A 25,924-nucleotide genomic window follows, 5' to 3' on the forward strand; every position below is an offset into this window, starting at 1 on the left:
TGCCGCTCGTATGACAGCGATCGTACGGACGGCGCGTCCGGCCGGGAGCGGCCTGTGGATAACCCTCGGCTTGTGGATATCCCCCGGCCGGACCGCGGCTCAGGTGCGGGTCTGGAACCTGTCGACGACCCAGTGGTTGCCGCCGCGCTTGGTGTAGACCTCGAAGTTCACCCGGCCGCTGCCGAAGCTGAAGTCACAGGTACGCGTCTTGCCCTTGCCGCCCACGAGGCAGTGCCCGCCCCTGCCTTCCGTGGCCGGGCCGAAGACCACCACGCCGAAGGAACGGCCGTCCTGCTTGAGGTCCTTGACCTTCACCACGTCGTTGGCCGGGTTGTACGAGACCGAGCCCGCGGAGTACCCCTCGTAGAGGTTGGGGTGGACCGCCGCCGAACTGGGGCTCGTGCCCAGGGCGAGCGCCGCGGCGGCCGATACGGACACCACGGCCAGGGAACGGCGTATGTGCTGACGCACTCTTTCTCTCCTCATGTCGAACTGTCGAACTGTCGAGACGTAGAACTACTGAACTCTGATCGCCGGGCGGCGGGCGGCGGGCGGCGGGCGGCGGGAACCGTCGGCTCACCCGACCTGGTTCTCCGCCGTCGCCCGGCCGTGGACGACGACGTCCCCGCCGTAGAACATCCCGGTGAAGACGGGGCTGTACGTCATCTGCACCTCGACCTCCACCTGCTGGGCGTCGGCGCTCACGCAGTGCGTGGCCGCCACGTCCGCGCCGCGCAGGCCCATCTCCCGGGCGAACTTCTGCACGCGGGCCCCGCAGTTCTCGTATCTGATGGGTGCTTCCTCACCCGCGTACAGGCCCTCGCGGTCGATGTCCTGCGCCGCGTAGCGCGCCGCCTGTTCGGCGATGTCCGCGGCGCGTTCGCGCTTCGAGATGGACATGCCGCCGTCGATCACGAACGCGGCCAGGGTCAGGAAGACGATCGCGAAGACGATGACCGCGCCCGCGCCCGAGCCCCGGTCGTCCAGGCGGGCGCGGCGGTCGTCGAGCCAGGCCCGCGCCCGCACCGCGTACGCGCGGTGGACTCCTGTCCTCATGTCTCGGCCCTCCGCAGCGGGTCGAGCGGCGAGCTGAACGTGGACTTCAGCGTGGTCGGCACGTCGAGGCCGAGCATCCCGAGGCCCCGCACCTCGCAGCTCACCTCGACCGTGAAGAGGGAGTCCGCCCGGAAGCCCGCGCTCTTCTGGACGACGTTCACCGGGCCCGAGCAGACGTCCGCCAGGTTCGCCATCGCGGCCCTGCGCGCCTCGATCATCGCCGTGCCCTGGTCCTTCTGGATGGAGCCCGCGCGGGCCGCGTCCCGCGCCGCCCCGTCGACGGCGCCGCGCCCGTCCACGAGCTGGCCGAAGGCCACCAGGACGAGGATGAACAGGATCATGACCGGCGCGAGGATGACGACTTCGACCGTGGAAAGACCGCTGTCCGCGCCCTGTCCGCCATCCACGCCCTGTACGCGGTCCGCACCCGCGCGCAGTGGGCCCGTCGGCCCCTCCGACCCCGCCGAACCCTCCGTACGCATCAGCCGCCGGAGCCGACGGCCTGGTTCGGGCCGTCTCATCCGTCCTCCTCCACGAACCGCTCGACCGGACCCGCGGAGCGCGCGTGCACGGTCAGATCGAGGCCCGGGAAGACCGACGGCACATGGGCGGTGATCTCCACGCCGACCGTGTTCTGCTCGGGCTGGATCATCTTGACGTCGGGGCCGAGCACCAGCTCGGGGCCCAGTTGGCTGATGTAGTCCTCGACGACGTCGTTCGCCTCGCCGCGCCAGCCGCCCGGGTTCTCGTCAGCCGTGGCACGGGCCTTGCGCGCGCCCGCCTGGGCCGCGGCCTGGGCGACGTGGTCCGCGAAGAAGTAGAGCGCGAACTGCACCGTCGCGAAGATCATGAAGAACAGCACCGGGGTGAGCAGCACGAACTCGATCGCGGTCATGCCGGACTCGCCGCGGGTGGAGGCGGCCTCCACTCGACGGCGTACGAATCCGGGCATCCGGTCGCGGTGCGGCGCTGCTGCGCCCCGGCCCCCGTGGCCCCACATGGTCGTAGGTGACCCGTCGCTCAGCAGGTCTTGCCCGCGTCGGCGCCCTCGATGCAGTCGCCGACCTTGTCGGCACCGCCCTTGAGGGCGTTGTTGATGATCGCGGCGACCACGCCGACGATCGCCACGACGACTGCCGAGATGATCACCCACTCGACCGCCGACGCGCCCCGGTCGAGCTCGCCGGAGCGGGCGCGCCGCACCCGGGTCTGCAGGAAGGTGACGAGGAAGTCGACCGCCGGGATCCCGGTGCTGACGTTCCGTCCGTTCATGGTGAGTTGTCCTCTCGGGAAGCAGGATGGTGGAGGGGCTCGGAAGGGCCCGCCCGTGAAGGGGGCCGGAGGATGGAGGGTCAGACCTGGAACACGCGCATCGCCGCCGGGAAGATGAGGAAGACCAGGAACCCCGCGCACAGCAGCAGCTGGGCCACCAGCATCGACTGGGACTTCTCGCCCGCGCTGCCCTCGATCTCGGCGAGTTCGCGGTGGCGCATCGTCTCGGCGCGGGAGGCGAGCGACTCGCGCACCTTCGCGCCGTCGTCGGCCACGAGTGCCAGGGACGCGGAGAGGTCCTTGAGCTCTTCGACGCCCAGCTCCTCGCCGAGCGAACCGAGCGCCTGCCACTGGCTGATGCCGGTGATGCGGGCGTCCGCCAGGGCGTTCCTGATGCGCTGCGTGGCCCAGCCGTCGGAGACCTCGGCGGCGGCCATCAGCGCCTCGGGCAGGCCGCGGCCGCCCGCGAGGCTCATGGACACCAGGTCCAGATAGGCGCCGATCACCCGGCGCAGGTCGCGCCGCTTCTCCTGCGCGTCCCGCCGCACCTCCAGGTCCGGCAGGAAGAAGAAGAGCACCCCGAACATCAGGGCCAGCCAGACCGGGATGATCGGGCTGCGGCCGAAGCCGAACGTCCAGACGACGGCGAACAGGAACGGTCCGAAGAACACGCCCGCCACCGCGAGCAGCACCTTCGTCGCGAGGAACTTCTCCCAGCTGCGGTCGAGCACCGCCAGGTCGGCCCGCATGGACCGCAGTTCCCAGCCCTGCTGGACGTAGAACTCGGCGACGCGGGCACCCACCCGCGCGCGCAGCGTGCCCAGACGCCCCGTGTGGTCCGCGTCCGCCGTGCGGTGCGTGGACTCGTACGCGGCGCCGCGCGCCCGCATCGCGTCGATCCGGGCGACGGTGGCGACGGCGCTGCGCTTGCTCGGCAGCAGCGCCCGGACCAGGGCGAAGACGCCGAGGCCGAGCGTGGCGCCGATGAGGATCGGCAGGGTCAGACTCATCGGCGTACCCCCTCGGTGGGCGTGTTCGCGTGCGGCGGCAGCGTCTGGGACTGGCCCGTGCCGCCCTCGCCGCCCGTCGGCCGGGGGCGCACGAACTGCACGCCCGGCTCGTCACGGACGAGGAACCGGTCCGGCGTCTCGACGGTCGACAGCTTGCGCAGCCACCAGAAGCCGAGCGCGAACAGGCCGCACACACAGGCGAGGACGAGCTGGCCGACGGCCGTGCCGTACGGCGAGACGAACTCGCGGTTGAAGATCGAAAGGCCCAGGACGAAGGCGATCGAGACGGCGACGACGATCTGCACGGAGCGGCGTGTGGACGCGCGCTGCGCCATCACGCGCTGCCGCATGTCGACCTCCTCGCGCGCCGACTTGGCGAGCGCGCCGAGGACCTGGCGCAGACCGGGGCCGCGAAGCCGGGCGTTGAGGATCAGCGCGGCGACGATGATGTCGGCGGAGGCGTCGTCGATCTCGTCGGCGAGCACCTGGAGGGCGTCCGGCAGCGGTGTCCGCGCGCGCAGCCGGTCCACGAGCGCGTCCAGATGCGGCCTGAGCACCGGCGCCGCGGCCCGCGCGGAGGCCGGGATGGCCTGCTCCAGGCCGACCGCGCCCGCGATGGTGTCGCGCAGCGACTCGGTCCAGGCGGCGAGCGCCTCGACCCGCTTCATCTGCGCCCGCTCCTCGGCGGCCCCGCCGAACAGCTTGTCCCAGAAGAAGACGAGGATGCCGGAGGCGATGCCCGCCACCGCCCACCGCGTGAGCAGCAGTACGACGAGGCCGACGCCGACCGCGAGCGAGCCGCGCTGCCCGGCGAACCGGACGAGTTCGCTCATCCGCTCGCTGGCCTGCCGCTTCTCGTGCTCCGGCTTGGCGGGCAGACCGCGCAGCGCGACGACGAGCAGGGCGAGGCCGCCGCCGACGGCGACGCCGCAGGCGAGGCCGTAGAGCACGGTCAGCGAGAACAGACCGCCCATGGATCCCAGCGAGTTCATGTGCTCACCCCCACTGTCCGGCGGGCCGGTAGCCGTACGCGATGAGGTCGTCCAGGCACGCGATCGGGGCGTGCGCGACGACGCGCCCGTCCTGGGTCTGAGCGAACACCTCGCTGGACAGCACCCGGCCGTCGACGCCGTTGACCTCGCGGACGGAGGTCACCACGCGCTGCAGCTTGCCGCCGGACTGGTAGTCGTTGCGCCGCTGGATGAAGACGACGAAGTTCACCGCGCCCGCGACGAGCATCTGGCTCGCCTCGATCGGCAGCCGCTCGGCGGCCTGGAGCGCGTACGTGGAGATCCTGTTGAAGACCTCGCTCGAGCTGTTGGCGTGGATCGTGGACAGCGAACCGTCGTTGCCCTGCGACATGGCGTTGAGCATGGTGACGATCTCGTCGCCGAGGACCTCGCCGACGATGACGCGCGAGGGGTTCATGCGCAGCGAGCGGCGCACCAGCTCGGCCATGGCGATGGCGCCCTGCCCCTCGGAGTTGGGAAGGCGTTCCTCGAAGGCGACGACGTTCGGGTGCAGGTCGGCGAAGGTGTCGAGGCCGAGTTCCAGGGCGCGTTCGACGGTGATGAGGCGCTCGTGCGGGGGGATCTCGTTGGCGAGGGCGCGCAGGAGCGTCGTCTTCCCCGCGTTGGTGGCGCCCGCGATCATGATGTTCTTGCGCGCCCGTACGGCGCAGGCCAGGAAGTGCGCGACCTCGGGCGTGAGCGTGCCGTTGCCGACGAGGTCGGACATGAACACCTTGCCCATGCGCGCGCGGCGGATGGACAGGGCGGGCCGCCGGGTCACGTCCATGACGGCCGAGAGCCGGGAGCCGTCGGGAAGGCGCAGGTCGAGCTGGGGATTGGCGGAGTCGAAGGGGCGCGAGGAGAGGCCGGAGTAGGCGCCGAGCACCTGGATGAGCTCGATCAGCTCCTCGTCGGTCTCGGCGACCGGCTCCCCGGTGACCTCGCGCCCGTCGGCGTACCCGACGAAGACCTGGTCGCAGCCGTTGATGTCGATGTTCTCGACCTCGGGGTCGTCGAGCAGCGGCTGGAGCCTGCCGACGCCGAAGAGCGCGGCGTGCACGGCGGCCGCGTACTGCTCCTCGGTCTCCGCGTCGAGGGGGGTGCGCCCGGTGTTGATCTCCGCGCGGGCGTACTCCTCCAGTATCTGCGCGATGACGGCGCGGGCGTACTGCCGCTCGTCCTCGTTCGACATCGGGGTGACGCCCGAGACCTGGTCGAGGCGGCGCTGCTCGGCGATGCGGTCGCCCGCGTCCTGCCGGAACCGCTTGACCAGCTGGTGGTCGACCGCGCTCACCGCCCGGCCCCCGCGGCTCCGGCGACGGGCCCGGACCAGGCGGCGCCGTACTGCTGGTAGAGGTCGACGGTCACCTTCCGCGCGGAGCGGATGAGCATCGACTTGTCGAGCCGCCCGCGCCTGCGCCCGGCCAACTGGTCGGCGCCCGTGGGGTCGTCGGCGAGCGTGCCGACGACGCGGGCGCCGGTCTGCGCGGCCGCCAGCATGTCGTCGACCTGGTGGACGAGCTTGGCGGAGTTCGCCGGGTCGGCGACGAGGAGGACGCCGATGAGGGGCGTCGCGAGCGCGGCGGCGCCCCGCGGCCCGCCGTGCAGCTTGGCGGCCAGGGCGGCGGCGCGGTCCCGCACCCGGGCGAGGGACTCCGGCTCCGCGCGCGCCACCAGGAGCACGAGCGCGGCCTGCGGGAACAGCTCGACCACCGGGCTGTCCCCGCTGATCCGGCCGCAGTCGGCGATGACGTCGGCGGGCGCGTGCGGCGAGTCGGCGAGCTGGGCGAAGGCCCGGCCGAGCGTCGGCCAGATCCCGGCGAGCCCGGCGGCCTGCTCGGAGATGCCGAGCCCCACCAGGACGTCGAGGCCGCCCGAGAGCGGCTGGGTGTGGTCCCACAGCTGGTCGGGGACCAGGCCGCGGCGCGCGGTCGCGGCGATCGACAGCATGCCGGTGTTCGGGTTGAGCGGCCCGCCGTGCGCGGCGGCGCTGCGGTAGACCAGGTCGCCGCCCGCGGGGTCGGTCTCCGCGACGAGCACGCGGCGCGGCCAGACGGCCGCGAGCGCGACGGACGCGGTGGTGACGCCGGGCGACCCCTTGTCGGCGGCGAGGGCGATGAGAGCCATGGGTGGTCCTCTCGCCCTCTAGTTGCCGGAGTCGCCGGGCACGACGACCAGGGACACCTCACCGGCGGACGCGGCGGCGGTGAGGGACGCGGCGTCGTCGGAGTCCACGAGGAGGGTGACGCTGAGGTTGCCCGTGCTGATCGTCGAGTCGTTCTTGCTGGCGACGGTGTTCACGCGCGCGTCGGCGACGATGGGCGTGCTCCCGCCCGCGCCGCCGCGCTCCGAACCCTTGCCGCTGCCGGAGCCGTTGGTGGCCACGCGGTACGCGGCGACGGTGTCGCCCTGCTTCAGGGTCGAGGGGTACTGCCCCTCCTTGAGCGAGAGGCCGACCGTGGACTTGCCCGACGGCACGCCGCCGTCCTCGGCGAACATCTGGCCCACGACGACGGAGCCGGCCGGGATGGTGCTCTTGGCCTCGTAGTCCTCAAGTGCCTTGCGCTGGGACCACTTCACGTACTTGATCCCGGTGTCCTCGGCGACCAGGACGGACGTGATGTTCACGCCCTCCTTCGGGGATTCGCCCGCGGGGATCTCCTTGGTGGCCTTCACGACCTCGATCCGGTCACCGGCGCGCAGGACGAGCACGGTGGCGCCGAGCGCGCCCACGAGGATCAGCAGGACGGCCAGCGCGGCCAGCGCCGGTTTGCGCTCGCGAGGTGCTGTGGGAAGTCGTTCGCCGACTCCGCCCTGAGCCGATACGCCGGTACGGTTTCCGCCCGCCCCCGTACGCTCTTGGATCTTCACGCAACCGCTCCCCGTACACCCAAGAAAAACACGTCATTTGGACACTATTGAGGCACTTCGGCCCCGCCTCGGCCGGGGTTCCCTTGACCCGTCAGCCACAGGCGCAGTGTCAAGCCATCGCACCGTATCAGCAGCACATAAGCCCCTCAAGGCGCGTTATGGATCGCGAAGCCCACACGATCCATCGTTATTCACGCGCAATACGAGGTGCGCGGTTCCCCTTTTATGGACACACGTTCCCCGCGCTTTGAATGTGCACATGCGAACTAAGCCCCGCCACGGGGCGGAGAGTTCACACCAGCACGAGAGGACGTCCCGCGAACCGTCAGCCACAAGAGGGACGCCGCAGGCCGGGGCGGCGGTTCCCGCGCCAGACGGCGGCGATTTGAGGGATATGGACGTCAATGCACCGTCCCTGGAACGCCCTTGACCCGGCCATCACACCAAACGAGCGCGAATCCTTCGCACAACCCGCCCCGATGAAGACACGACCGGGCAATGAACCTCCTGTGTCCCTAGGGCATCTGACTGATCGGTGTGCGCAGTCCGCGCGCCGAAGCCCAAAGGGTTCAAAAGTTCAAAAGCTCGACGAAAGAGAAATTCGACCCCCATGAGACTTTCCTTTCCCTCCCGTCCGAAGCGGGCCGCGGCCGCCGGTCTCGCCGGCGCCGCAGCCCTCGCCATGGTCGCCACCGGCGCCCCCGCCGCCCACGCCATCGTCGGCGGCACCGAGGTCTCCAACGACGCGTACCCGTTCATGGTCGCCGTCCTCGACAAGGGCCCCGGCAGCGTCAAGGACCGCCAGTTCTGCGGCGGCAGCCTGGTCGCGCCCGACACCGTGATGACGGCCGCGCACTGCCTGGTCGACGACGCGGGCAAGCCGGTCAAGCCGAAGACCATCCAGGCGGCCGTCGGCCGCACGGTCCTGTCCAACTCCAAGCAGGGCCAGATACGCAACGTCGCCAAGGGCGGCATCCTCGTCCACCCCCGCTACCTCCAGGGGAAGGACGCCTACGACGTGGCGTTCATCCAGCTGAGCAAGCCGGTGCGGGGCATCAGCGCCGTCAAGCTCCCCACCCAGGGCACCGACTCCCTGCTGCGCCCCGGCCAGAAGGCCACCGTGGCGGGCTGGGGCAACACGGACACCGAGCTGACGCACCAGCCGGACCGGCTGCGCCAGGTGCGCGTGCCGATCCTGTCGCACGCCGAGTGCAAGACGAGCTACGGCGAGTACGACACGAAGGTCAACTTCTGCGCCGGGGTCGAGGGCAAGGACTCCTGCCAGGGCGACAGCGGCGGCCCCATCTTCCGCAAGGTCCCCGGCCGCGAGGCCCCCCTCCTCATCGGCGTGGTCTCGTACGGCGACGGCTGCGGCGACCAGGGCGCGCCCGGCGTGTACACCTCGACGAGCTCGGCGAAGCTGTGGAAGACGCTCGGCGACACGGCCGAGGCCAAGCGCGTGAAGCGCAGCCTGCGGCGCGGCTGACCCGCGGCGCGGTCCTGACTCGGCGTGCCGGTGCCCTTGCGGCAGGGGGCACCGGCACGCCGTATCGTTTCCGCCCGCTTCGGGGCGGCCGGGACCACCATCGAGGCCCCCGGCCGCCAAGGCCGGCTACTCCCCCGTGACCCCGTCGATCCGCTCGCGCAGGAGATCGGCCTGGCCGTTGTGCCGGGCGTACTCCTCGATCATGTGAATGAGGATGTGCCGGAGCGAGTACGCCGTGCCGCCGTGCTCGCCGGTGGCCTCCAGGGACGGCGCGGCCGCCACCGTCGCCCGGGAGCGGTCGCACTCCGTGCGCCACACGCGGAACGCCTCGTCGGGGTCGGCGGCGTCGACGTCCCACTGCGCGGAGCCGTCGTCCGCGGGCCCCGACCAGTGCGGCTTGTCGGGCTCTCCCAGGAACACGCACTGGAACCAGCCGCGCTCGACCTCGGCGAGGTGCCGCACCAGGCCGAGCAGGCTCAACGAGGACGGCGGCACGGCCCACCGCCGCAGCCGGTCCGGGGTCAGCCCCGCGCACTTGAGTACGAGGGTCTCGCGCTGGTAGTCGAGGAAGGCACTGAGCATCGCGCGTTCGTCGGCGACACCGGGCGGCTCAGTCCGGGCATCTGTGTGACCGTCATCACTGGGCATCGCCCCATCATGCCGAGTCCGCCCCTCCCCCACCAGTACGCGCGCACGCCCCCGTGCCACGGGTCCCGCACAGCCGAACCCACGGGTGCTTCAGCCTGGTCAGAGCCCGGCCCGGCGCCGGACGGCGGCCGTCCGCACCCGCCCGGCGAACCCGGGGCCACGCGGCCGTTCCAGGCGCGGCTCTCCGGCTCGCGTACGCGGTCCGCGTCCTGCCGCCGCCGAAAGGGCGGTTGAGCCGGAGAAGCGTACGGCGGGAATACGTCGGAGGACGCTGCAATTCCGCCCGCTTTCTCAGCATTCCGCCTTGCTGTAAGACAGTTCACTCTGGCGAAACCACACACCCCACCGTTAGCGTCATGGCCCTTGACCGCACGCCTGTCTCATTCGGGAGCCGACCGTGAAGCGCCGCACTTTGCCCGTTGTCGCCGCATTCGCCGCGGCCGCGTCCCTCTTCCTCACGGCATGCGGCGGCGGAGACGACGGCTCCGGGAGTTCCGAGGACGGCGGCAAAATCGCGGGGGCGGACGAGGGCGGCGGAAAGACGAAGGATTCGCCGTCGCCCACCGCGTCGCAGGACGGCTCGGCCGACCATCCGGCGGTCGAGCTCCCGGCCGACGTGAAGAACGTCTTCGAGAGCTGGAAGACCGGCGATCCGGTGAAGGACGCGGCACTCGCCGACGCCCGGCGCCGCATCGACGCGACCGACGCGGCGATCGCCGACGGCGAATCCGAATCCAAGGCGATTCCCTTCTACTACAAGGGAGAAGCCCTCGTCGGGGCCGCCGAGTGGATCTCCGGATTCAAGAAGGAAGGCCTGTCCGTCACGGGCACCACACGCTATTACGCGCCGCAGGTCACCAAGCACAACGCCACCGCCGTCGGCATTCTGTACTGCGCCGACGAAAGCAAGGCGTACACCAAGAACCGAAAGACCGGAAAGACCGACAAGACGCCTGTCACCGACAAGTCGTACGTGCTCTACAACACCCGTCTCGACAAGAACAAGCAAGGCGTCTGGCAGACCACGATGCTCAGCTCGGAGAGAGGGAACGCGAAGTGCACGCCATGATCACACGCAGGTCGTGGGCGCTGGCCGGAGCGACCGCCGCCGCCACGCTGCTGCTGATGCCGGGCCCCGCGCACGCGGACAAGTCCCCCGGCAGCGGTTCCCAGGGGAGCTCCAGCGCGGACGGCAAGCGCGAGGGCCAGGACATCGTGTCCGTCATCCGTTTCTCGGGCGCGACGCGCGGCGGCGGTGACGACGGAGGCGGTGGCGCCCTCAAGCCCGTCGGCAACTGGTCCCCGCCCGCCTGCTGGTACGAGCCGCGCACGGCCGAGCAGTTCCGGGACCAGGTCGAGCGGAACTACGAGAACACCGTCAACTTCCCCGGCCAGCACAGCTACGCGAAGGCGGCCGTCGGGCAGTTCCGCGACAAGTACAAGGACGGCGACTACAAGAACTACAACATCAAGGAGAAGGACAAGGGCAACTGGTGGGTCGCCGTCCGCGACGAGGACCGGTGGATGGAGGAAGCCGCGCAGAAGTGCGACAAGGAGCCCTTCTGGGTCGAGAACGGCGACACGCCCCCGGTGGAGAACGCCCTCACCCCCGAGCTCCTCGCCGAACTGGCCTACAACCGGCTGCGGCTTCCCGACACGAAGGTCAGCCTCGCGCCCGAGGACACCACCAAGGTCAACCTGCCGACGTGGGCGTGGCTCGACGAGGCCGAGTTCAAGCCGGTGTCGGTGACGGCCTCCGTCGACGTGCCAGGCCTCGACCTGCGGGCCACCACCACGGCCCGGCCCGACGCGCTGAAGCTCGACCCGGGCACGGCCGACGCGCGGACGCACCCCTCCTCCGGCGAGTGCGCGCCCAACGGCGACGGCTCCATCGGCGCGCCCTACAAGAAGGGCAAGGCCGACGAGACACCGCCGTGCGGCCTCACGTACCTGCGGTCCTCAGGCAAGGGGACGTTCAAGCTCCAGGCCACCATCACCTGGAAGATCAGCTGGTCGGGAACGGGCAACGAGGGACCCAACGACCTGCCGAGCGGCACCTTCGGCGCCGACCAGCCGGTGACGGTGGAGGAGGTCCAGTCGGTCAACCGCTGAGGCCCTGCTCCACCGCGGCCCGGACGCACGGGTTCCGCCCGCTTTCGCGTTGCGGAACCCGTCCGCGCGTCCCCCGAACACGCCGCCTTCATCCCCCTGCTTGACGTACCTGGACCCCAACACCGCGCTGCGGACGCGATGTTCACGCCAGCGAATCCGCTGGTAACGTCGGATGCTCCGCCGCGGGGACTCCCGTACGCCGGCTGAAGGGGCCTGTACCGAAGCATGAGCGACTTACGCCTGGACGGCACGGTCTTCGAAGACCTGCGAAAGACCTTCACCACGATCAGCGACCGCATGGACGCGGCCCGCCGCACGCTGCGCGGCACCGACGCGACGGCCGTCGGCGCGGGCAAACTCGTGGAGGAGGTCCACGACTTCGCCGACGAGTGGGGCTACGGCATCAAGCAGCTCCGCAAGCACACCGGCGGCGCGGTCAAGATGATCGACAAGATCGACGAGGAGTTCGGCAAGCTGGACCTGGCGCTCGCCGCATCCCTGAGGTCCGCCCGCGGGAAGGGCCGCTAGCGTGCCGGGCAGGCGCCCCGCCTTTCCGCACATCGGCTGGGACCCGACGCCCGGAGACGTCCAGGACACCCGGGACCTCGCCAGGAAGCTGGGCGGCCTCGCGACCGAACTCGGCATCTCTGTGCGGGAGTTGGAGCGGATCGAGTGCGGGGCCTGGAAGGGCGACGCCGCGCGGGCGTTCGTCGAGTACGTCGGTGAGGACGTGGCCCCGCTCATCCGCAAGAGCCACGAGTCCTTCCGGAAGGCCTCGCGGGCGCTGTACCGCTGGGCCGGGGAGCTCCAGGACTTCCAGGACGAGGCCGACCGTCTGGAGAAGTCCGCCGGGGAGAAGCTCGAAGCCCGCGGCAAGGCGCAGGCGGCGGCCGGGAGCGGGGGCAGCAAGGACCTGGCCAAGGCCTCCGGCGACGTCACCCACGTCACCGGCCAGGTCCACGACCTGGAGGACCGCTACGCACGCGCCGCCGAATCCATCACCAAGGAGCTCGACAAGGCAGGCGACATCGCCCCCGACGAGCCCGGCTTCTGGGACCGGCTCACCAAGGGAATAGCGGACGCGTGGGACGCCACGGGGAAGTGGCTGAAGGACCACGCGGACACCATCAAGCTGATCGGGGACCTGCTGAGCGACCTCAGCGGTGTGCTGGGGATGCTCGCGATCATCACCGCGCCCTTCGAGCCCGTGGGCGCCGTCTTCGCGACCGCCGCGGTCCTGACGAGCGGTCTCGCGCTGGTCACGCACATCACGGCCAAAGCCGCTGGTGCCGACGTGAACTGGCTGTCCATCGGGTTTGACGCCCTGGGGACGATCCCCGGAGTCAGCGCCTTCACCAGAGGAGTCAAGGTCGCGAGCCGCGCGCAAGCGGCGACACGTGCCAGACGACTCGGCCCCGGCTTCCAGAGCGCGGGGACCGTCGGGCGGAACGTCGTGGGAATGGGTGACAACGTCATCGGCGGTATGACGCGCACCGTCCGGGGACGCCGGATCACGATCGGTGGCCACAAGCTCGGTGGTGTGATCAAGACCGACGGTGGCCTCATGAACCGTATGAACCTGCTCACGGAGCAGACCATCCGTGGCGGACAGCTGGTCGGCACCAAGGGAATCCCCGGTCTGCGGAACATCGACTCCATGAGCAACTTGGGCAGGGGCATCGACGCCGGGATCAAAATCGGCCTCAAGGCGGTTCCCATGTCCCTTCACGTTCAAGAGCTGATGAACCCTGGAGATCGGCTTGAGGAATCAGCGAAGGCACACTGAGAGGACCGCCGCTGTGGACTGGCAACTGCCCCACGGAGAGACCCTGCACACTCGGCACGAGGTCGCCTTCGCTACCGGGGTGGCTCCTAAGGTCGCTGGACTGCGTTCCTTCCGGGACCCCGAGGGGCGGGACATCGAAGCCGAACTGACGGCCGCCGGGTGGCCGCCAGGACCCGGCTTCCAGCTCCGGGGCCGGGGTGAGCAATCGGGCGTGCGGGTCATGGACATCGTTCTGCTGGGGATCCCCCGGCTGGTCAACGCGATCTCGAACGCCACGGGCCCCGGCGGCTCCCTGGTGCAGGAGTCAAAAGGGCTTGGGCAGCCCCAGGAACCGCATTTCGAAGCAGACGACTTTCCCGTGGTGTACGCCGCCGCGGATGCCGCGGCACGCACTCTTCCCTGGCAACTCGACCCCGCACGGCGGCCCAAGGGATACCGCACCGAGCTTCTGCTGACCGACCGGCGTCTGGTGATCCTCGCCCTGCCCGGCGGGAGCGATGCGGCTCCCTCGCAAGAACTGTGGAGCCTGCCACGGGACGCCGTGGCCAGTGCCGAACTGATGCGATTCTCCCAAGGACCGTCCGATGTCCGGCTGCGCTTCACCGACGGGTCCTGGACCCGCTGGTACGTCCGCGATGCCGCCAGGTTCGTGAGCCATGTCCGTGGCGAGAGAAGTCCCGTGTCGCGCGACCGCCTCACGCCTCAGCAGCGTGCGCGCATCGACGAGTTGATGTCAGATCCCCCCTTGGACATTCCCCGTTCCATGGGCAAGGCACTCCCCGTCGAGAAGGAGCCGCAAATGGAACTGCTGGCCGGTGGAGTCGTCGCCGTCCGCCTCCAGGTCCCGCTCTCGAACGGCAGCCACATCCCGGTCACCGAACACCTGGATCCTTCCGGTGCCGACGCGGCCCCCGAGGGGGCGAACCCATGACCGCTCCACACCCGTCGGCCGAGGAACTCGCTCCCCTCGTTCTTCCGCCGCTGTCCTTCGTGGTGCCGGAAGGATTCCACAGCCTGCCCGTTGACGCCTCGGCCGACGAGCTCCCGGCGTCCACTGCCGAGTTCGTGCGGGGCCTCTATCCTTCCGGGGACGCCGAGCTCTGGGGTTCAGCGACCCCTTACTACGAACGGGTCGCCACGCTGCTGTCGACCGCCGGACTGCTCTATTCCGGCCTGGGCATCTTCGGCCTGGGTGACGAAGGCGTGGCTCACTGCTCCTTGTCGGTGGCCGTGTGCGCATCGCACCACGCTGATACGGAATCGGCGGCACAAGGAACTCTGGCCGTGCTCTCCAGCGACCCGCTGAATGACGCCCGCTGGCTGGAGCTTCCGTGCGGCCCGGCCATTTCGTGCGTATCGATGCGCGAGCTCTCCGTAGACGCGGAGAAGACGGAGTCATCCGAAGAGCAGCCCAGGATCATAACTGGCCAGATCCAGATATATCTGCCGTTCCCCACCGGCCCCTACATGGCGGTCTTCACGCTCAGCACCGCCTCCATGCGGTGCTGGGGAGAGTTCTGCGACATGCTCACCGCCATCCTTCAAACGGTGTCGTTCACGGATCCCGGCGACTCCGACGACATCTGAGCGGCACAGGCGCGGCGGTCCCCGGCAACGGCCAAGCGCGCCCACGCCGGGGCAGCGGCCTGGCACCGCCCCCGCAAACACCCCGCCCCCGACCGCAATTGTCCGAACCCGTCCCCGGTGGGAAACAAATTGGCGACAGAGCTGTCCGGTTCGGGAGAGTAAGTCAGGGCATATCGCGCCCTGTTGTGCAAGGCGTGTCTGGCGAGATCTCGATGCTCGCGGATACCTTGATTTCTCTTGTCCGGGCCTCGTACCACCGCACGGGCGCGGAGCCCGGTCCTGAGGTCCGCGAGCGCATACGGGACGAACAGCACGGGGGAGCCGATGAGTGACAGAACGAGGGCGGATCTCGGGATGATCCGGGACTGCTCGGACGCGTTGTTCCGGATTCACCGGGAGTTCAAGAACAACAGCAACCCGGCGGACGAGTACGGCGACGCACTCGGCAGCAAGAAGCTCCGTGACGTCTTCGACGACTTCTCCGGCACGTGGAAGAAGACGCGCAAGAAGCTGATGGAGGACATCGAGAAGCTCGCCAAGTTCACGGACACCGCGGCCGACACCTACGACAAGGTCGACCACGAACTGGCCGAGGCCCTCCGCAACGCCCGCAAGGAAGCCAAGGGGAAGAAGTGACGCGCCCGACCGACTGGGAGCCGCTGCACGACGGCGACCCCGTTCCCGGTGATCCGTACGAGGTCGCGCGGCTCGGCAAGGAGCTGCGCGGCATGGCCGACGAGATCGACAAGCAGGCCCGGAACATCAAGGCCCTGTCGTCGGTGGAGAGCTGGGACAGCGACGCGGGGCGCGCCTTCCACGAGATCGCCGACGGCACGTCGGGGCGGCTGAAGCGTTCCTTCGAACGGTACGACGAGGCCGCCAAGGCCCTGGGCACGAAGGTCGTCGAGGGCGACACCGAGTCCAAGGAGTACGCCAGCGAGCTGTACCGCGCCCAGAAGGTGGCCGACAAGGCCCTGGAGAAGTACCGCGAGGCCCGCTCCGACCAGAAGACCGCGGTCGGCGACCTGGACAAGTACAAGGGCACCGTGCCGAGCAAGGACGACGTCGGGGACCGTACGCGCCTGGAGAAGAAGCGCGACGAGGCGATGAACGTCATCCGTGACTGCCACGGCGAGATCGCGCGCGCGAAGAGCATCCGTGACGACGCCGCGAGCGCGGCGGCGAAGCACATCAAGAACATCATCCACCACGACGGCGTCCGCGATCCGGGCGGCTTCATGAACTGGCTGGCCGACTGGGCCGACCGGTTCTCGAACCTGTCCGCGATCTTCGCGATCCTGGCGGTGATCTGTACGTTCGTGCCACCGCTCCAGGTGCTCGCCCCGGTCTTCGCCGCCCTGTCCGTGGTGTGCAGCGCGGCGGCGCTCGCGGGGCACGCGTACGACATGTTCAAGCGCGGCGGGAAGCTCAACCTGCTGAAGCTGGGCCTGGACGTGCTCGGCGTCATGCCGGGCCTCGGCGTCCTGAAGGGGTTCAGCGCGCTCAAGGGCCTGAAGGGCCTGTCGAAGCTGGGCGGCATCCGCTTCAGCGGCCTGGGCGCGCTCAAGGGGGTCGGGTTCAAGTTCAACAACGGCATCGCCGTGAACCTCACCAACAAGATCCTCACCAAGGCGAAGCTGCCGACCATCGCGGGCGAGAAGATCACCGCCGGGATCAAGGCGGCCGGGTTCGGCAGCGCCCTGTACAAGATCTTCACCGGCAAGGACGGCGCGCGCACCGGCGACCCGGGCGACCCCGTGAAGCCGGTGAACGTGCCGCGGCCCTCGCCGCGCCCCGCGCCCACGCCGTCGCCGACCCCGTTCCGCACCGCGATGGCGCAGTAGCGATGCCGGCGCCCCACGACGAGCGGCCCCTCGGGCCCGGCGAGTACCGGGCCCGGGGGGACACCGTCCGGTCGCTGGTCCCGGGGGCCGTGCTCGCCGCGGTGCCCGAGGCCCGCGCGGCCGCCGAGGCCGAGGGGCGCGGGCTGCGGTTCGACTTCCTCGACGACGCGGCCGTCCTGGAACTGCTGCGCCTTCGCCACCTCGACGAGGCGGCCCTGCACCGGGCCGGCATGCGCCTCGGCATCCCGACCGCGCTCGTCGCCTTCGCGCTGTTCGCGGGCTGGGGTGCCTACGTTCAGCACTGGGAGCCGGGCCGGGACCAGTACCTGTACTACGGCCTGTGCGGCGCGGCCTGCGTCCTCGTCGTCGCGCTGTACGCCGTCACGCTGACCCGGCACTGGGGCAGCCGCCCGCGCCAGAAGGTGCGCGCGCGGGCCGCCGCGTACCGCAGGATCGCGCACCTCGCCCGGGACCGCGGGGCCGAGCTGCCGGACGCGTACCCGCACTACGGCCCCTATCCGTTCGCGGCCGCCTTCCACCCCGAAGCCGAAGACCTGGAATTGCCCGCAGACCTGGAATTGCCCGCAGACCGGCGCGGAGGACCGCCCGGCGCGCCCGATGGGAAAGGCCCCTGATGAGTTCCGTGGTGTCCGAGACGACCGGGGTCGCGACCGCGGCCGACGGCGAGTCGTTCCACGTCCGCTGGATCATGCCGGAAGGGTTCTTCGAACTCCCCACGGAGGCCGCTGACATCGACGAGCTCGCCGACAAGCTGATCGACCTGGCCAAGGAGATCCAGCCCAAGTCCACGCCGGAGATGCAGTACCTGTGGGCCGCCATGGTCGGTTCCACCTACGACGAACTGGTGGACGCCGGTGTGCAGTACGCCGGGTTCGTCGTCACCGAGGTCGACGACGCCCGCTGCACGGCCAACGTGTCCATCGCCCTCGCCGACCTGCCGGACGAGGCCCGTTTCAGCCCGGTGGAGGGCACCGCGCGGGCGCTGCGCGCGCTCGGCCGTGGCGACGTGGAGGAGCTGTCGCTCCCGTGCGGGCCCGCCGTGTCGTGGATCGGCGCGCGGCGCGCGGCCGTGGACGGGTCCCTCACGCCGTCCGGCGAGGAGGAGCCGTTCTGGTCGTCCTTCATCAACGTCCAGGTGCCGCTGGCCAACGGCACCGTCGTGGTCCTGGAGATGTCCACGCCGACGATGGAGGGCTGGGACGTCTTCTCCAGCATGTTCGCGGGCGTCTGCCGGAGCCTCCAGCTCTTCGACGCCGTCGGCAACCCGGTGGACAGCAAGGGCCGCCCCGTCGCCATAGCGGAGACGGCGGAGGCAGCGGAGTGAGCGGAGTGAGCGGTACGGACGCCCGAAAGGACCCGGCCCGGGACGACGTGCCGCCCGAGGACTACCGGCTGCTCGTCCCCCGCGACTGGTTCCGCATCGATCTCACCCTGGAGCGCTGGCGGCCGCAGCTGAAGACGTTCGTCGACCGGCAGGCGGCCGCGCGCCGCCTGTCCGCGCGCGCCGCGCAGGGGCTGTGGGCCACCCTGCGCAACACCGCGGAGAGCGGCGTGTCCCAGGGCGCCATCGAGCTGTTCCTGCGCGCGGAGGCCGACGAGGCGGGCGCGACACCGGCCACGCTGCTGGTGTCGCTGCTGCCCATGTCGGGGGAGCTGTACGCCGCGCCGGACGACCTCGCGCGCAGTATCGCCGAGCGCCGGGGAGCGGGCACGGAGGTCACGGTGACGAGCCTTCCGGCGGGCGACGCGGTCCGCGTCACGACGGCGACGACGCTCGACCTGTACGTCAACATGCCGGGAAAGGCAGGGTATTTGCTGCTCGCGTTCTCCGTGCCGCTGAGCGGGGTGGAGAGCCCCATGGGCGGTCTGTGCGAGGCGATCGCGTCCTCACTGCGCTGGCTCTGAGGCCGGGGCGGCGGGCGGGCGACAGCCGGAGTGCTGGCCGGGGCGGCGGCCGAAAAGGGGTGGGGCGAGGGGCAGTTGCCCCTCGCCCCACTCCTTGCGCGGCCGTTGCCGGCGCGAGCCCGGTGACTAGCCGCGGGCGGCCTTGCCCAGCTCGTCGTCGATCTGCTCGAACTTGTCCGCGGCGGTCGTCAGGTAGTCGCCCATGCCGTCGAGGCCGTCGAGCATGTCCTTGGCGCCGCGCACGAACTCGTCGAAGTTCTCGTCGAACGCCTTCGAGGAGCTCTTGGTGACATAGCCCGTCTCGACGAGGTTCGCGATGTACTTGCGGAGGGCGTCGAGCTTCTCCTTGAGCTTGTCCTTCTCCTTGACGACATGCTTGGCCGCATCCCGCATGTCCTGATATGTGACATCAAGGTCCTTGGCCATGAAGCCCACTCCCTATCCAACACGCCGCAGGGCCAACCCCCGTGGCTCCACTGATTGGTGCGAATCGCACCTGAAACGGTGCGAATCACGCTGCTGGCACTGCGGATCCGCCCGAACACGGCCGGTGCGATCGTCCGCTTGTGCGCCAGCAGCTTACGGGTGTGGTCATGGAGGGAATACCTCAGTTGAGTCACAGCTCTGCTATGAGCCGGTGCGCGGGACAGTGGCGTCGTACGTGCGAGTCGTTGCCTGTGGAAAGCGTGCTGCGCCGGGCCGTTGCCCCCGACCGGGAGTGAGCGGTTATCGTCGCTTCCACTGGGGGCCGTGGTCCGGAAGCGGTCACGGGGGGCCGTGGGAGGACGAGCGTGCGCCTGACACTGACCGTCGTCGATCCGATCGGCGGCGGCTCCGCCGACGTCGTGCTCGACGCCGATCCCGAATCCTCCGTCAGGGACATAGCCGCCGAACTGGCCCGCACGGCGGGCCGGGGCGGCGCGCAGGTCATCCCGCTCGGCCAGCACCAGCAGCCGCCCGACGGCGCCCCGGTGATCTACGTCGACGGGTACGCCGTCGACCCGGACGCCACGGTCGTCGGCTCGCCCCTGCGCGAGGGCGCCGTCGTCAGCCTCCACGACCCCGCGGGGTGCGTCCCCGGCGAGCCGACCGGCCTGGTCGAGCTGCGCGTGGTGGGCGGCCCCGCCGCGGGCGCCGTGCACCGGCTCGGCATCGGCCGCTACGACATCGGCAGCGGACCGGCCGCGTACGTCCGCGTCGACGACTCGGAACTCGCCGCGCGCGCCCTGACGTTGTCCGTCGCCACGGACGGCACCTGCCAGGTCGCCGTCCACGGGGACGACGAGGAGAAGGGCGAAGTCACCCTCGACGGCCGGAAGTTCACCGAGGTGGAGGGCGACGCCTGGCCCCTCGGCGCACAGATCGCGACCGGGAACACGCTGTTCGAGCTGGCGCGGTACGCGCCGCCGAACGCGGCCCTCAAGTGGTCCGAGGACGGCGCGGGCCTCGACTACAACCGGCCGCCGCGCCTTCGCCCGCCGGAGCGGCAGACCACCTTCCGCCTGCCGTCGCCGCCACGGGACTTCGAGGCCCGGCCGCTGCCCTGGCTGATGGCGCTGTTCCCGCTGGTCGGCGCCGTGATCGCCGCGATGATCTTCAATCGCTGGTACTACCTCATCATCGCCGGGCTCAGCCCGATCATGCTGTTCGGCAACTACTTCCTGGACAAGAAGCACGGCCGCAAGTCCCACGCCAAGCAGGTCAAGGAGTACAAGGAGACCAAGGAGCGCATCGAGAAGGACGCGCAGGACGCCCTGGTCGCCGAGCGGCTCGACCGGCGCCACGCGATCCCCGACCCGGCGACCGTCCTCGCCCTCGGCACCGGGCCGCGCACCCGTCTGTGGGAGCGGCGCCGCACCGACGCCGACCATCTGCTGCTGCGCTTCGGCACCGGGCGGCTGCCGTCGGACGTCGTCCTCGACGACCCCGAGCAGGACGAGCACAAGCGGCAGGTCACCTGGAAGATCGAGGACGCGCCGGTGGCCCTGCCGCTGAAGCAGCTCGGCGTCATCGGCCTGGCCGGGCCCGGCGACTCGGCGGCGGCGCTCGGCCGCTGGGCCGTCGCCCAGACCGCCGCCCTGCACAGCCCGATGGACGTCCAGTTCTACGTCCTGACGGAGAACTCCGCCTGGGAGACCTGGGACTGGCTGCGCTGGCTGCCGCACGCACGGCCCGGCAGCGGCCAGGAGGTCAACGTGCTGATCGGCACGGACGCCGAGACCGTCGGCGCCCGCGTCGGCGAGCTGACGCAGGTCCTCGACGCGCGCGAGAAGGTCAAGCAGGAGAGCCGGGGCCAGACCGGCGGGTTCACTGACCCGGACATCGTCGTCGTCTGGGACGGCTCGCGACGCCTTCGGTCGCTGCCCGGCGTCGTCCGGATCCTGCGCGACGGCCCGGCCGTGGGCCTGTACGCGCTGTGCCTCGACACCGAGCAGCGGTTCCTGCCCGGCGAGTGCCAGGCCTTCGTCGTGGCCGAGCCCAAGGCCCGGGAGCTCGCCGGACCGGCCGCGGGGGCCGCGCCCGTGGCGGGCGGCATCCCGCCCCGGCCCGCCACCGCACCGGCGGGCGGCGGCTTCCCGTCCTTCCACGCCTGGCACACCACGGACACCGCCGCCGACCGGGCGGGCGCCACCGACGAGCTGCGCCTGCGCGTGGAGCAGACCGGCGCCCAGCGCCTGCTCGACGTACGCCCCGACTTCGTGTCGCCCGCGTGGTGCCTGCGCCTCGCGCGCGCCCTGTCGCCGCTGCGCGACATCAGCGGCGAGACCGAGGACTCGGCGCTGCCCGGCGCCAGCCGGCTGCTCGACGTGCTCCAGCTGGAGCCGCCGTCCCGCGAGGCGATCACCGCGCGCTGGCAGTCGGGCGGACAGTCCACGACGGCCGTCATCGGCGAGTCGTACGACGGCCCGTTCGGCATCGACCTGCGCAAGGACGGGCCGCACGGCCTGATCGCGGGCACCACGGGCTCCGGCAAGTCGGAGCTCCTGCAGACCATCGTGGCCGCGCTCGCCGTGGCCAACACGCCCGAGAACATGACGTTCGTCCTCGTCGACTACAAGGGCGGCTCGGCGTTCAAGGACTGCGTGAAACTGCCGCACACCGTCGGCATGGTCACCGACCTCGACGCGCACCTCGTCGAGCGCGCCCTGGAGTCCCTGGGCGCCGAGCTGAAGCGGCGCGAGCACATCCTCGCCGACGCCGACGCCAAGGACATCGAGGACTACCAGGACCTGGTGCGCCGCGACCCCACGCGCGCGCCGGTGCCCCGGCTCCTCATCGTCATCGACGAGTTCGCCTCCATGGTCCGTGACCTGCCCGACTTCGTCACCGGCCTGGTCAACATCGCCCAGCGCGGCCGCTCCCTCGGCATCCACCTGCTCCTCGCGACGCAGCGGCCGAGCGGTGTCGTGTCGCCCGAGATCCGCGCCAACACCAACCTGCGCATCGCCCTGCGCGTCACCGACGGCGGCGAGTCCTCCGACGTCATCGACGCGCCCGACGCCGGGCACATCTCCAAGAGCACGCCCGGCCGCGCCTACGTCCGCCTCGGCCACGCGTCCCTCGTGCCCTTCCAGTCCGGCCGGGTCGGCGGCCGCCGCCCCGGCGCCGCCGACCCGCGGGCGCTCGCGCCCTGGGTCGACGAGCTCACCTGGCCGGGCCTCGGGCGCGCCGCGGCCACCCGGCCCAAGGCCCAGGCCCGCGAGGACGAGGAGATCACCGATCTGAAGGTCCTCGTCGACGCGGTCCGCGAGGCCAACACGGCGCTCGCCATCCCCGCCCAGCACAGCCCGTGGCTGCCCGCGCTCGACGAGACCCTGCTGCTCGACGCCATCGTGTCCCCGCCCGCCCCCGCCGGGGCACTGCCGGCCGCCCCGTACGGCGTCGAGGACCTGCCCGCCGACCAGGCGCGCCGCCCCGTCGCCGTGGACTTCGCGACCTTCGGGCACCTGATGATCGGCGGCGCCCCGCGCAGCGGCCGCTCCCAGGTCCTGCGCACCATCGCGGGCTCCCTGGCGCGCACGCACTCGTGCGCCGACGTCCACCTGTACGGCATCGACTGCGGCAACGGCGCGCTCAACGCCCTGACCCGGCTCCCGCACTGCGGCGCCGTCGTCAGCCGCAACCAGACCGAGCGCGTGGTCCGCCTCGTCAACCGGCTCAAGGGCGAACTCACCCGCCGCCAGGACCTCCTCGCCGAGAAGGGCTACGCCGACATCGGCGAGCAGCGGGCCGGTTCCGCGGCCGACGAGCGCCTGCCGCACCTCGTGGTCCTGCTCGACCGCTGGGAGGGCTGGCTGCCCACGCTCGGCGAGATCGACCACGGCAGCCTGACCGACGAGGTCACCACGGTCATGCGCGAGGGCGCGAGCGTCGGCATCCACATGGTCCTCACCGGCGACCGCCAGCTCCTCGTCGGCCGCGTCTCGTCCCTCACCGAGGACAAGTACGGCCTCCGCCTCGCCGACCGCTCCGACTTCTCCATGCTCGGCATCCCCGCCCGCAAGGTCCCCGAGGAGATCCCTCCGGGCCGCGCCTTCCGCAACGAGAGCGGTACGGAGACCCAGTTCGCGCTGCTCTCCGAGGACGCCACCGGGCAGGGCCAGGCCGCCGCGCTCGCCGCCATCGGCGAGGCCGCCACGGTCCGCGACGCCGACGTGCCACGCCGCCTGCGTCCGTTCCGCGTCGACACGCTGCCCGGCCGGATCTCCTTCGACGAGGCCTGGGAGCTGCGCGACCCCGAGGCCTCGCGCTCCCCGCTGTGGGCCCTGGTCGGCGTCGGCGGCGACGAACTCATGGGCCACGGACCCGACCTGGCCGAGGGCGTGCCCGCCTTCGTCATCGCGGGCCCCGCCAAGTCCGGCCGCTCCACGGTCCTCATGAACGTCGCCCGCTCCTTCCTCGCGCAAGGCGTACGCCTCGTCGTCGCCGCGCCCCGGCAGTCCCCGCTGCGCGGGCTCGACGGCACCGAGGGCGTCCTGAAGGTCTTCACCGGCGACGACATCGACGAGGACGACCTCGAAGAGGCCATCGAGTCGGCGGCCCCCCAGTCCCCGATCGCCGTCCTCGTCGACGACGGCGAGATCCTGGAGGACTGCGACGCCGCGAGCCAGTTCAAGCGGATCATCCAACGGGGCGCCGACGAGGGCCTGGCCCTCGTGCTCGCCGGGGACGAGGAGGACGTGTGCAGCGGCTTCTCCGGCTGGCAGGTCGACGCGAAGAAGGGACGGCGCGGGATCCTGCTCTCCCCGCAGGACTCCTCCAGCGGCGACCTCATCGGCGTCCGCATCTCCCGCAGCATGATCGGCGGCCCGGTGACCCCCGGCAAGGGGATGCTCCACCTGGGCACGGGCGAACCGGCAACGGTGACGACTCCCTCGTAAGGGAGATTTCAGCCCGTCCGGCGTTTGAGGACGAGGCGCGGAGCGCCGATTGACGGGGGTCCAAGGGGGCGGAGCCCCCTTGTTCGGGAAGGGGCGCCCGCGCGCGGAGCGCGCTAATGGACACAGCGGGGCGCACCGCGAGGTTCAACCCCGGACGCGCCGCAGCCTGGCCGCAGGATCCCCCGCGTCCGGATCCCGGGAGGTGTACTGGAGCTCCGCGCCCACGGGCCGAAGCCACACCGTGTGAGCGGCCTGCGAGCACCCGCCGCCGTTGGACTTCGCCCCGACCCCCTTCACCACCAGCTCCTTCTCCGTGGCCGACTTGAGCGTGAGCACATCGACGCACGTGCCGCCGATGAGGTCCGTCTGCGTCACCGTGCCGACCCGCTGCCCCGCCTTCGTGGCCTGGCGGATCGTCACGTCGAAGGTGCCCAGGGCGACGAGGCCGTCCTGCGCGGAGGCCTTGCCGCGCCACTTGCCGAGGTACCGCTTGGGCACGAGGCCCTTGGACTGGGGGCTGTCGCTCTCCGAGGTGTCGCCGGACGCGGCGGGCGGGCGCTGCCCCGTGTCGCTGGAGCCGTCCGTGCCGGAACCGGGCAGCACGTCGAACAGGACCGCCGACCCCACAAGCACCGCCGCGAGCGCCCCGGCCACGGCGAGCGCGACCGTGCAACTCACCTTCCGCCCCCGGCCGTCCGGCGTCCCGGGCGCGGACGTCGCCGCGACGGAGAGGGAGACCCGGCCCGGGGATGTCGTGGGCGGGGAGTCCGGGGACGGCGGCCGCGCGTCGGCAGGCCCGCCCTGCGGAGGCACCACCGCGCCCCCGGCCCCCGCCGGAACCGGGTCCTCCGTCCCGTACGAGGCGTCCGGCGGCCCGAACACCCCCACCGTGGGCCCCGCGAACGACACCGGCCCGGACGCCGCGACCGCGCTCCCCGCGCTGTCCTCCCGCGCCTCCAGGTCGAGCAGCCGCACCGCCCTCCGGCTCACGCGCTCCACCAGCGGTCCCGGCAGCCAGCCCGCGGCCACCAGCGGGGCCGCCCCTGCGGGGGCGAGACGGCGGGCGACCTCGGCCGGGCCGGGGCGCGCCGCCGCGTCCTTCGCGAGGCACGCCGCGGCCACGTCCCGCAACTCGCCGTCCAGGGCGCCGAGGTCGGGCTCCTCGTGAACGACCTTGTAGAGCAGCGCCGCCGAGGTGTCACCGGCGAAGGGAGGCGTCCCCGTCGCCGCGTACACGAGTGACGCGCCGAGGGAGAAGACGTCCGCCGCGCCCGTGACGCCCTTGCCGAGGATCTGCTCGGGCGCCATGTAGCCGGGCGAGCCGATGGACACGCCGGTGGAGGTGAGCGAGGCCGTGCCGTCCGTCGCGCGGGCGATGCCGAAGTCGATCAGGCGCGGGCCGTCGAGGGTCAGCAGGACGTTCGAGGGCTTCACGTCGCGGTGGACCAGGCCGAGGCCGTGGACGTGCGCGAGCGCCTCCGCGAGGCCCGCGCCGAGGACGCGTACGGAGTGCTCGGGCAGCGGCCCCGCGTCCCGTACGGCCTCCGTGAGGGACGGGCCCGCCGCGTATCCGGTCGCCACCCAGGGCTGGGCGGCCTCGGGGTCGGCGTCCAGGACCGGGGCCGTCCACTCGCCGCCGACCCGCCGGGCCGCGTCGACCTCGCGGCGGAAGCGGGCGCGGAACTCCTCGTCGAGGGCGAAGTGCGGGTGCACGACCTTCACCGCGACCGTACGGCCGCCCGCGCTGCGGCCCACGTACACGCGGCCCATGCCGCCGGAGCCGAGCCTGCCGAGGAGCCGGTAGGGCCCGACGGCCGCGGGCTCGTCCGGTTCTAGCGGGTGCATCGCGAGGGCCTCCCCCTGGTGCGCCGTACGCGTACCACTGGCACGGATCAGCCTACGGCCCCGGGAACCCGCGCCCCGGTTTCTCCCTCT

The 25,924-nt window shown here is 71.4% G+C and carries 26 protein-coding genes; 13 read left to right on the plus strand and 13 right to left on the minus strand.

The features are described 5' to 3' along the window. Positions 1–99: 99 nt before the first annotated feature. The 10 genes from IG74_RS0118820 to IG74_RS0118865 all read right to left on the minus strand — a co-directional run bounded on the left by IG74_RS0118820 (position 100) and on the right by IG74_RS0118865 (position 7,219). The gene (locus tag IG74_RS0118820; protein WP_030678111.1) at positions 100–471 is read right to left on the minus strand and encodes a hypothetical protein; all 372 of its coding nucleotides are present in this window, start codon (positions 469–471) and stop codon (positions 100–102) included. Between the two features lie 105 nt (positions 472–576). Beyond that, positions 577–1,056 carry a pilus assembly protein TadG-related protein gene (locus tag IG74_RS0118825; protein WP_030678113.1) on the minus strand — a complete coding sequence of 160 codons (480 nt, stop codon included), beginning with the start codon at positions 1,054–1,056 and terminating at the stop codon, positions 577–579. Beyond that, complete coding sequence (locus tag IG74_RS0118830) at positions 1,053–1,463, minus strand: TadE/TadG family type IV pilus assembly protein (RefSeq protein WP_030678114.1); 411 nt, start codon at positions 1,461–1,463, stop codon at positions 1,053–1,055. Before IG74_RS0118830 ends, IG74_RS0118825 begins: the two co-directional genes overlap by 4 nt. A gap of 110 nt (positions 1,464–1,573) precedes the next feature. Beyond that, positions 1,574–2,008 carry a TadE/TadG family type IV pilus assembly protein gene (locus IG74_RS0118835; protein WP_030678115.1) on the minus strand — a complete coding sequence of 145 codons (435 nt, stop codon included), beginning with the start codon at positions 2,006–2,008 and terminating at the stop codon, positions 1,574–1,576. A gap of 68 nt (positions 2,009–2,076) precedes the next feature. Then, the gene (locus tag IG74_RS0118840) at positions 2,077–2,328 is read right to left on the minus strand and encodes a hypothetical protein (RefSeq protein ID WP_030678117.1); all 252 of its coding nucleotides are present in this window, start codon (positions 2,326–2,328) and stop codon (positions 2,077–2,079) included. Positions 2,329–2,408: 80 nt separating this feature from the next. Then, the gene (locus tag IG74_RS0118845) at positions 2,409–3,338 is read right to left on the minus strand and encodes a type II secretion system F family protein (RefSeq protein WP_030678120.1); all 930 of its coding nucleotides are present in this window, start codon (positions 3,336–3,338) and stop codon (positions 2,409–2,411) included. Next, positions 3,335–4,330: a type II secretion system F family protein gene (locus IG74_RS0118850; RefSeq protein WP_030678123.1), complete on the minus strand. Its 996-nt coding sequence runs from the start codon at positions 4,328–4,330 to the stop codon at positions 3,335–3,337. The genes IG74_RS0118845 and IG74_RS0118850 overlap by 4 nt, the downstream gene beginning before the upstream one ends. 4 nt (positions 4,331–4,334) lie before the next feature. Further along, positions 4,335–5,642 carry a CpaF family protein gene (locus IG74_RS0118855; RefSeq protein WP_030678126.1) on the minus strand — a complete coding sequence of 436 codons (1,308 nt, stop codon included), beginning with the start codon at positions 5,640–5,642 and terminating at the stop codon, positions 4,335–4,337. Beyond that, the gene (locus tag IG74_RS0118860) at positions 5,639–6,475 is read right to left on the minus strand and encodes a hypothetical protein (protein WP_030678129.1); all 837 of its coding nucleotides are present in this window, start codon (positions 6,473–6,475) and stop codon (positions 5,639–5,641) included. The genes IG74_RS0118855 and IG74_RS0118860 overlap by 4 nt, the downstream gene beginning before the upstream one ends. Positions 6,476–6,493: 18 nt before the next feature. Then, positions 6,494–7,219: a hypothetical protein gene (locus IG74_RS0118865; protein ID WP_030678132.1), complete on the minus strand. Its 726-nt coding sequence runs from the start codon at positions 7,217–7,219 to the stop codon at positions 6,494–6,496. Between the two features lie 610 nt (positions 7,220–7,829). Between IG74_RS0118865 and IG74_RS0118870 the strand changes: the two genes are divergently transcribed. Next, positions 7,830–8,705 carry a S1 family peptidase gene (locus IG74_RS0118870; RefSeq protein WP_030678134.1) on the plus strand — a complete coding sequence of 292 codons (876 nt, stop codon included), beginning with the start codon at positions 7,830–7,832 and terminating at the stop codon, positions 8,703–8,705. 126 nt (positions 8,706–8,831) lie between these two features. Here the strand turns inward: IG74_RS0118870 and IG74_RS0118875 are convergent, their stop codons facing one another. Beyond that, positions 8,832–9,353 (minus strand): DinB family protein, encoded by a 522-nt coding sequence (locus tag IG74_RS0118875; RefSeq protein WP_030678136.1) that lies wholly within the window; start codon positions 9,351–9,353, stop codon positions 8,832–8,834. A gap of 397 nt (positions 9,354–9,750) precedes the next feature. Between IG74_RS0118875 and IG74_RS0118880 the strand changes: the two genes are divergently transcribed. The 11 genes from IG74_RS0118880 (at position 9,751) to IG74_RS0118930 (ending at position 18,608) form a co-directional block, all read left to right on the plus strand. Beyond that, a complete protein-coding gene (locus tag IG74_RS0118880; protein WP_051855016.1) occupies positions 9,751–10,422 on the plus strand; it encodes a hypothetical protein in 672 nt (223 codons plus the stop codon). Further along, a complete protein-coding gene (locus IG74_RS0118885) occupies positions 10,419–11,465 on the plus strand; it encodes a hypothetical protein (RefSeq protein ID WP_030678141.1) in 1,047 nt (348 codons plus the stop codon). The genes IG74_RS0118880 and IG74_RS0118885 overlap by 4 nt, the downstream gene beginning before the upstream one ends. Positions 11,466–11,690: 225 nt before the next feature. Then, the gene (locus tag IG74_RS0118890) at positions 11,691–11,993 is read left to right on the plus strand and encodes a hypothetical protein (protein WP_030678144.1); all 303 of its coding nucleotides are present in this window, start codon (positions 11,691–11,693) and stop codon (positions 11,991–11,993) included. Position 11,994: 1 nt separating this feature from the next. Continuing rightward, entirely contained in the window at positions 11,995–13,251 is a 1,257-nt protein-coding gene (locus IG74_RS0118895) for a hypothetical protein (protein WP_037825707.1), read from the plus strand. A 13-nt stretch (positions 13,252–13,264) separates the two neighbouring features. Continuing rightward, a complete protein-coding gene (locus IG74_RS0118900) occupies positions 13,265–14,182 on the plus strand; it encodes a hypothetical protein (RefSeq protein ID WP_030678149.1) in 918 nt (305 codons plus the stop codon). Then, entirely contained in the window at positions 14,179–14,838 is a 660-nt protein-coding gene (locus IG74_RS0118905) for a hypothetical protein (RefSeq protein WP_030678152.1), read from the plus strand. Before IG74_RS0118900 ends, IG74_RS0118905 begins: the two co-directional genes overlap by 4 nt. Positions 14,839–15,162: 324 nt before the next feature. Beyond that, on the plus strand, positions 15,163–15,474 hold the full coding sequence (locus IG74_RS0118910) for a hypothetical protein (protein ID WP_030678155.1): 312 nt from the start codon (positions 15,163–15,165) through the stop codon (positions 15,472–15,474). Beyond that, positions 15,471–16,682 (plus strand): putative T7SS-secreted protein, encoded by a 1,212-nt coding sequence (locus IG74_RS0118915; RefSeq protein ID WP_030678158.1) that lies wholly within the window; start codon positions 15,471–15,473, stop codon positions 16,680–16,682. The genes IG74_RS0118910 and IG74_RS0118915 overlap by 4 nt, the downstream gene beginning before the upstream one ends. 2 nt (positions 16,683–16,684) lie before the next feature. Beyond that, complete coding sequence (locus tag IG74_RS0118920) at positions 16,685–17,317, plus strand: hypothetical protein (RefSeq protein ID WP_063761262.1); 633 nt, start codon at positions 16,685–16,687, stop codon at positions 17,315–17,317. Positions 17,318–17,328: 11 nt separating this feature from the next. After that, complete coding sequence (locus IG74_RS0118925; RefSeq protein ID WP_234334373.1) at positions 17,329–18,027, plus strand: hypothetical protein; 699 nt, start codon at positions 17,329–17,331, stop codon at positions 18,025–18,027. 5 nt (positions 18,028–18,032) lie between these two features. After that, positions 18,033–18,608 carry a hypothetical protein gene (locus IG74_RS0118930; RefSeq protein ID WP_234334374.1) on the plus strand — a complete coding sequence of 192 codons (576 nt, stop codon included), beginning with the start codon at positions 18,033–18,035 and terminating at the stop codon, positions 18,606–18,608. Positions 18,609–18,734: 126 nt separating this feature from the next. Here the strand turns inward: IG74_RS0118930 and IG74_RS0118935 are convergent, their stop codons facing one another. Then, the gene (locus IG74_RS0118935; RefSeq protein WP_030678169.1) at positions 18,735–19,034 is read right to left on the minus strand and encodes a WXG100 family type VII secretion target; all 300 of its coding nucleotides are present in this window, start codon (positions 19,032–19,034) and stop codon (positions 18,735–18,737) included. A 365-nt stretch (positions 19,035–19,399) separates the two neighbouring features. On the opposite strand from IG74_RS0118935, the gene IG74_RS0118940 reads away from it, so the two are divergent. After that, on the plus strand, positions 19,400–23,989 hold the full coding sequence (locus tag IG74_RS0118940; protein ID WP_030678172.1) for an FtsK/SpoIIIE domain-containing protein: 4,590 nt from the start codon (positions 19,400–19,402) through the stop codon (positions 23,987–23,989). 144 nt (positions 23,990–24,133) lie between these two features. Here IG74_RS0118940 and IG74_RS0118945 read toward each other — a convergent pair whose 3' ends face one another. Beyond that, positions 24,134–25,834: a serine/threonine-protein kinase gene (locus IG74_RS0118945; protein ID WP_030678174.1), complete on the minus strand. Its 1,701-nt coding sequence runs from the start codon at positions 25,832–25,834 to the stop codon at positions 24,134–24,136. Positions 25,835–25,924: the final 90 nt, after the last annotated feature.

The organism is Streptomyces sp. NRRL B-1347 (assembly GCF_000720325.1).
Taxonomy (GTDB): Bacteria; Actinomycetota; Actinomycetes; order Streptomycetales; family Streptomycetaceae; genus Streptomyces.

What these genes read in the sequence shown, in the direction of transcription:
- IG74_RS0118840 (WP_030678117.1), bottom strand. Translation starts at nt 2,328, where the DNA reads ATGAACGGACGGAACGTCAGCACCGGGATCCCGGCGGTCGACTTCCTC.
- IG74_RS0118845 (WP_030678120.1), bottom strand. Translation starts at nt 3,338, where the DNA reads ATGAGTCTGACCCTGCCGATCCTCATCGGCGCCACGCTCGGCCTCGGC.
- IG74_RS0118945 (WP_030678174.1), bottom strand. Translation starts at nt 25,834, where the DNA reads ATGCACCCGCTAGAACCGGACGAGCCCGCGGCCGTCGGGCCCTACCGG.
- IG74_RS0118905 (WP_030678152.1), top strand. Translation starts at nt 14,179, where the DNA reads ATGACCGCTCCACACCCGTCGGCCGAGGAACTCGCTCCCCTCGTTCTT.
- IG74_RS0118890 (WP_030678144.1), top strand. Translation starts at nt 11,691, where the DNA reads ATGAGCGACTTACGCCTGGACGGCACGGTCTTCGAAGACCTGCGAAAG.
- IG74_RS0118850 (WP_030678123.1), bottom strand. Translation starts at nt 4,330, where the DNA reads ATGAACTCGCTGGGATCCATGGGCGGTCTGTTCTCGCTGACCGTGCTC.
- IG74_RS0118860 (WP_030678129.1), bottom strand. Translation starts at nt 6,475, where the DNA reads ATGGCTCTCATCGCCCTCGCCGCCGACAAGGGGTCGCCCGGCGTCACC.
- IG74_RS0118835 (WP_030678115.1), bottom strand. Translation starts at nt 2,008, where the DNA reads ATGCCCGGATTCGTACGCCGTCGAGTGGAGGCCGCCTCCACCCGCGGC.
- IG74_RS0118910 (WP_030678155.1), top strand. Translation starts at nt 15,163, where the DNA reads ATGAGTGACAGAACGAGGGCGGATCTCGGGATGATCCGGGACTGCTCG.
- IG74_RS0118875 (WP_030678136.1), bottom strand. Translation starts at nt 9,353, where the DNA reads ATGCCCAGTGATGACGGTCACACAGATGCCCGGACTGAGCCGCCCGGT.
- IG74_RS0118870 (WP_030678134.1), top strand. Translation starts at nt 7,830, where the DNA reads ATGAGACTTTCCTTTCCCTCCCGTCCGAAGCGGGCCGCGGCCGCCGGT.
- IG74_RS0118935 (WP_030678169.1), bottom strand. Translation starts at nt 19,034, where the DNA reads ATGGCCAAGGACCTTGATGTCACATATCAGGACATGCGGGATGCGGCC.
- IG74_RS0118920 (WP_063761262.1), top strand. Translation starts at nt 16,685, where the DNA reads ATGCCGGCGCCCCACGACGAGCGGCCCCTCGGGCCCGGCGAGTACCGG.
- IG74_RS0118825 (WP_030678113.1), bottom strand. Translation starts at nt 1,056, where the DNA reads ATGAGGACAGGAGTCCACCGCGCGTACGCGGTGCGGGCGCGGGCCTGG.
- IG74_RS0118885 (WP_030678141.1), top strand. Translation starts at nt 10,419, where the DNA reads ATGATCACACGCAGGTCGTGGGCGCTGGCCGGAGCGACCGCCGCCGCC.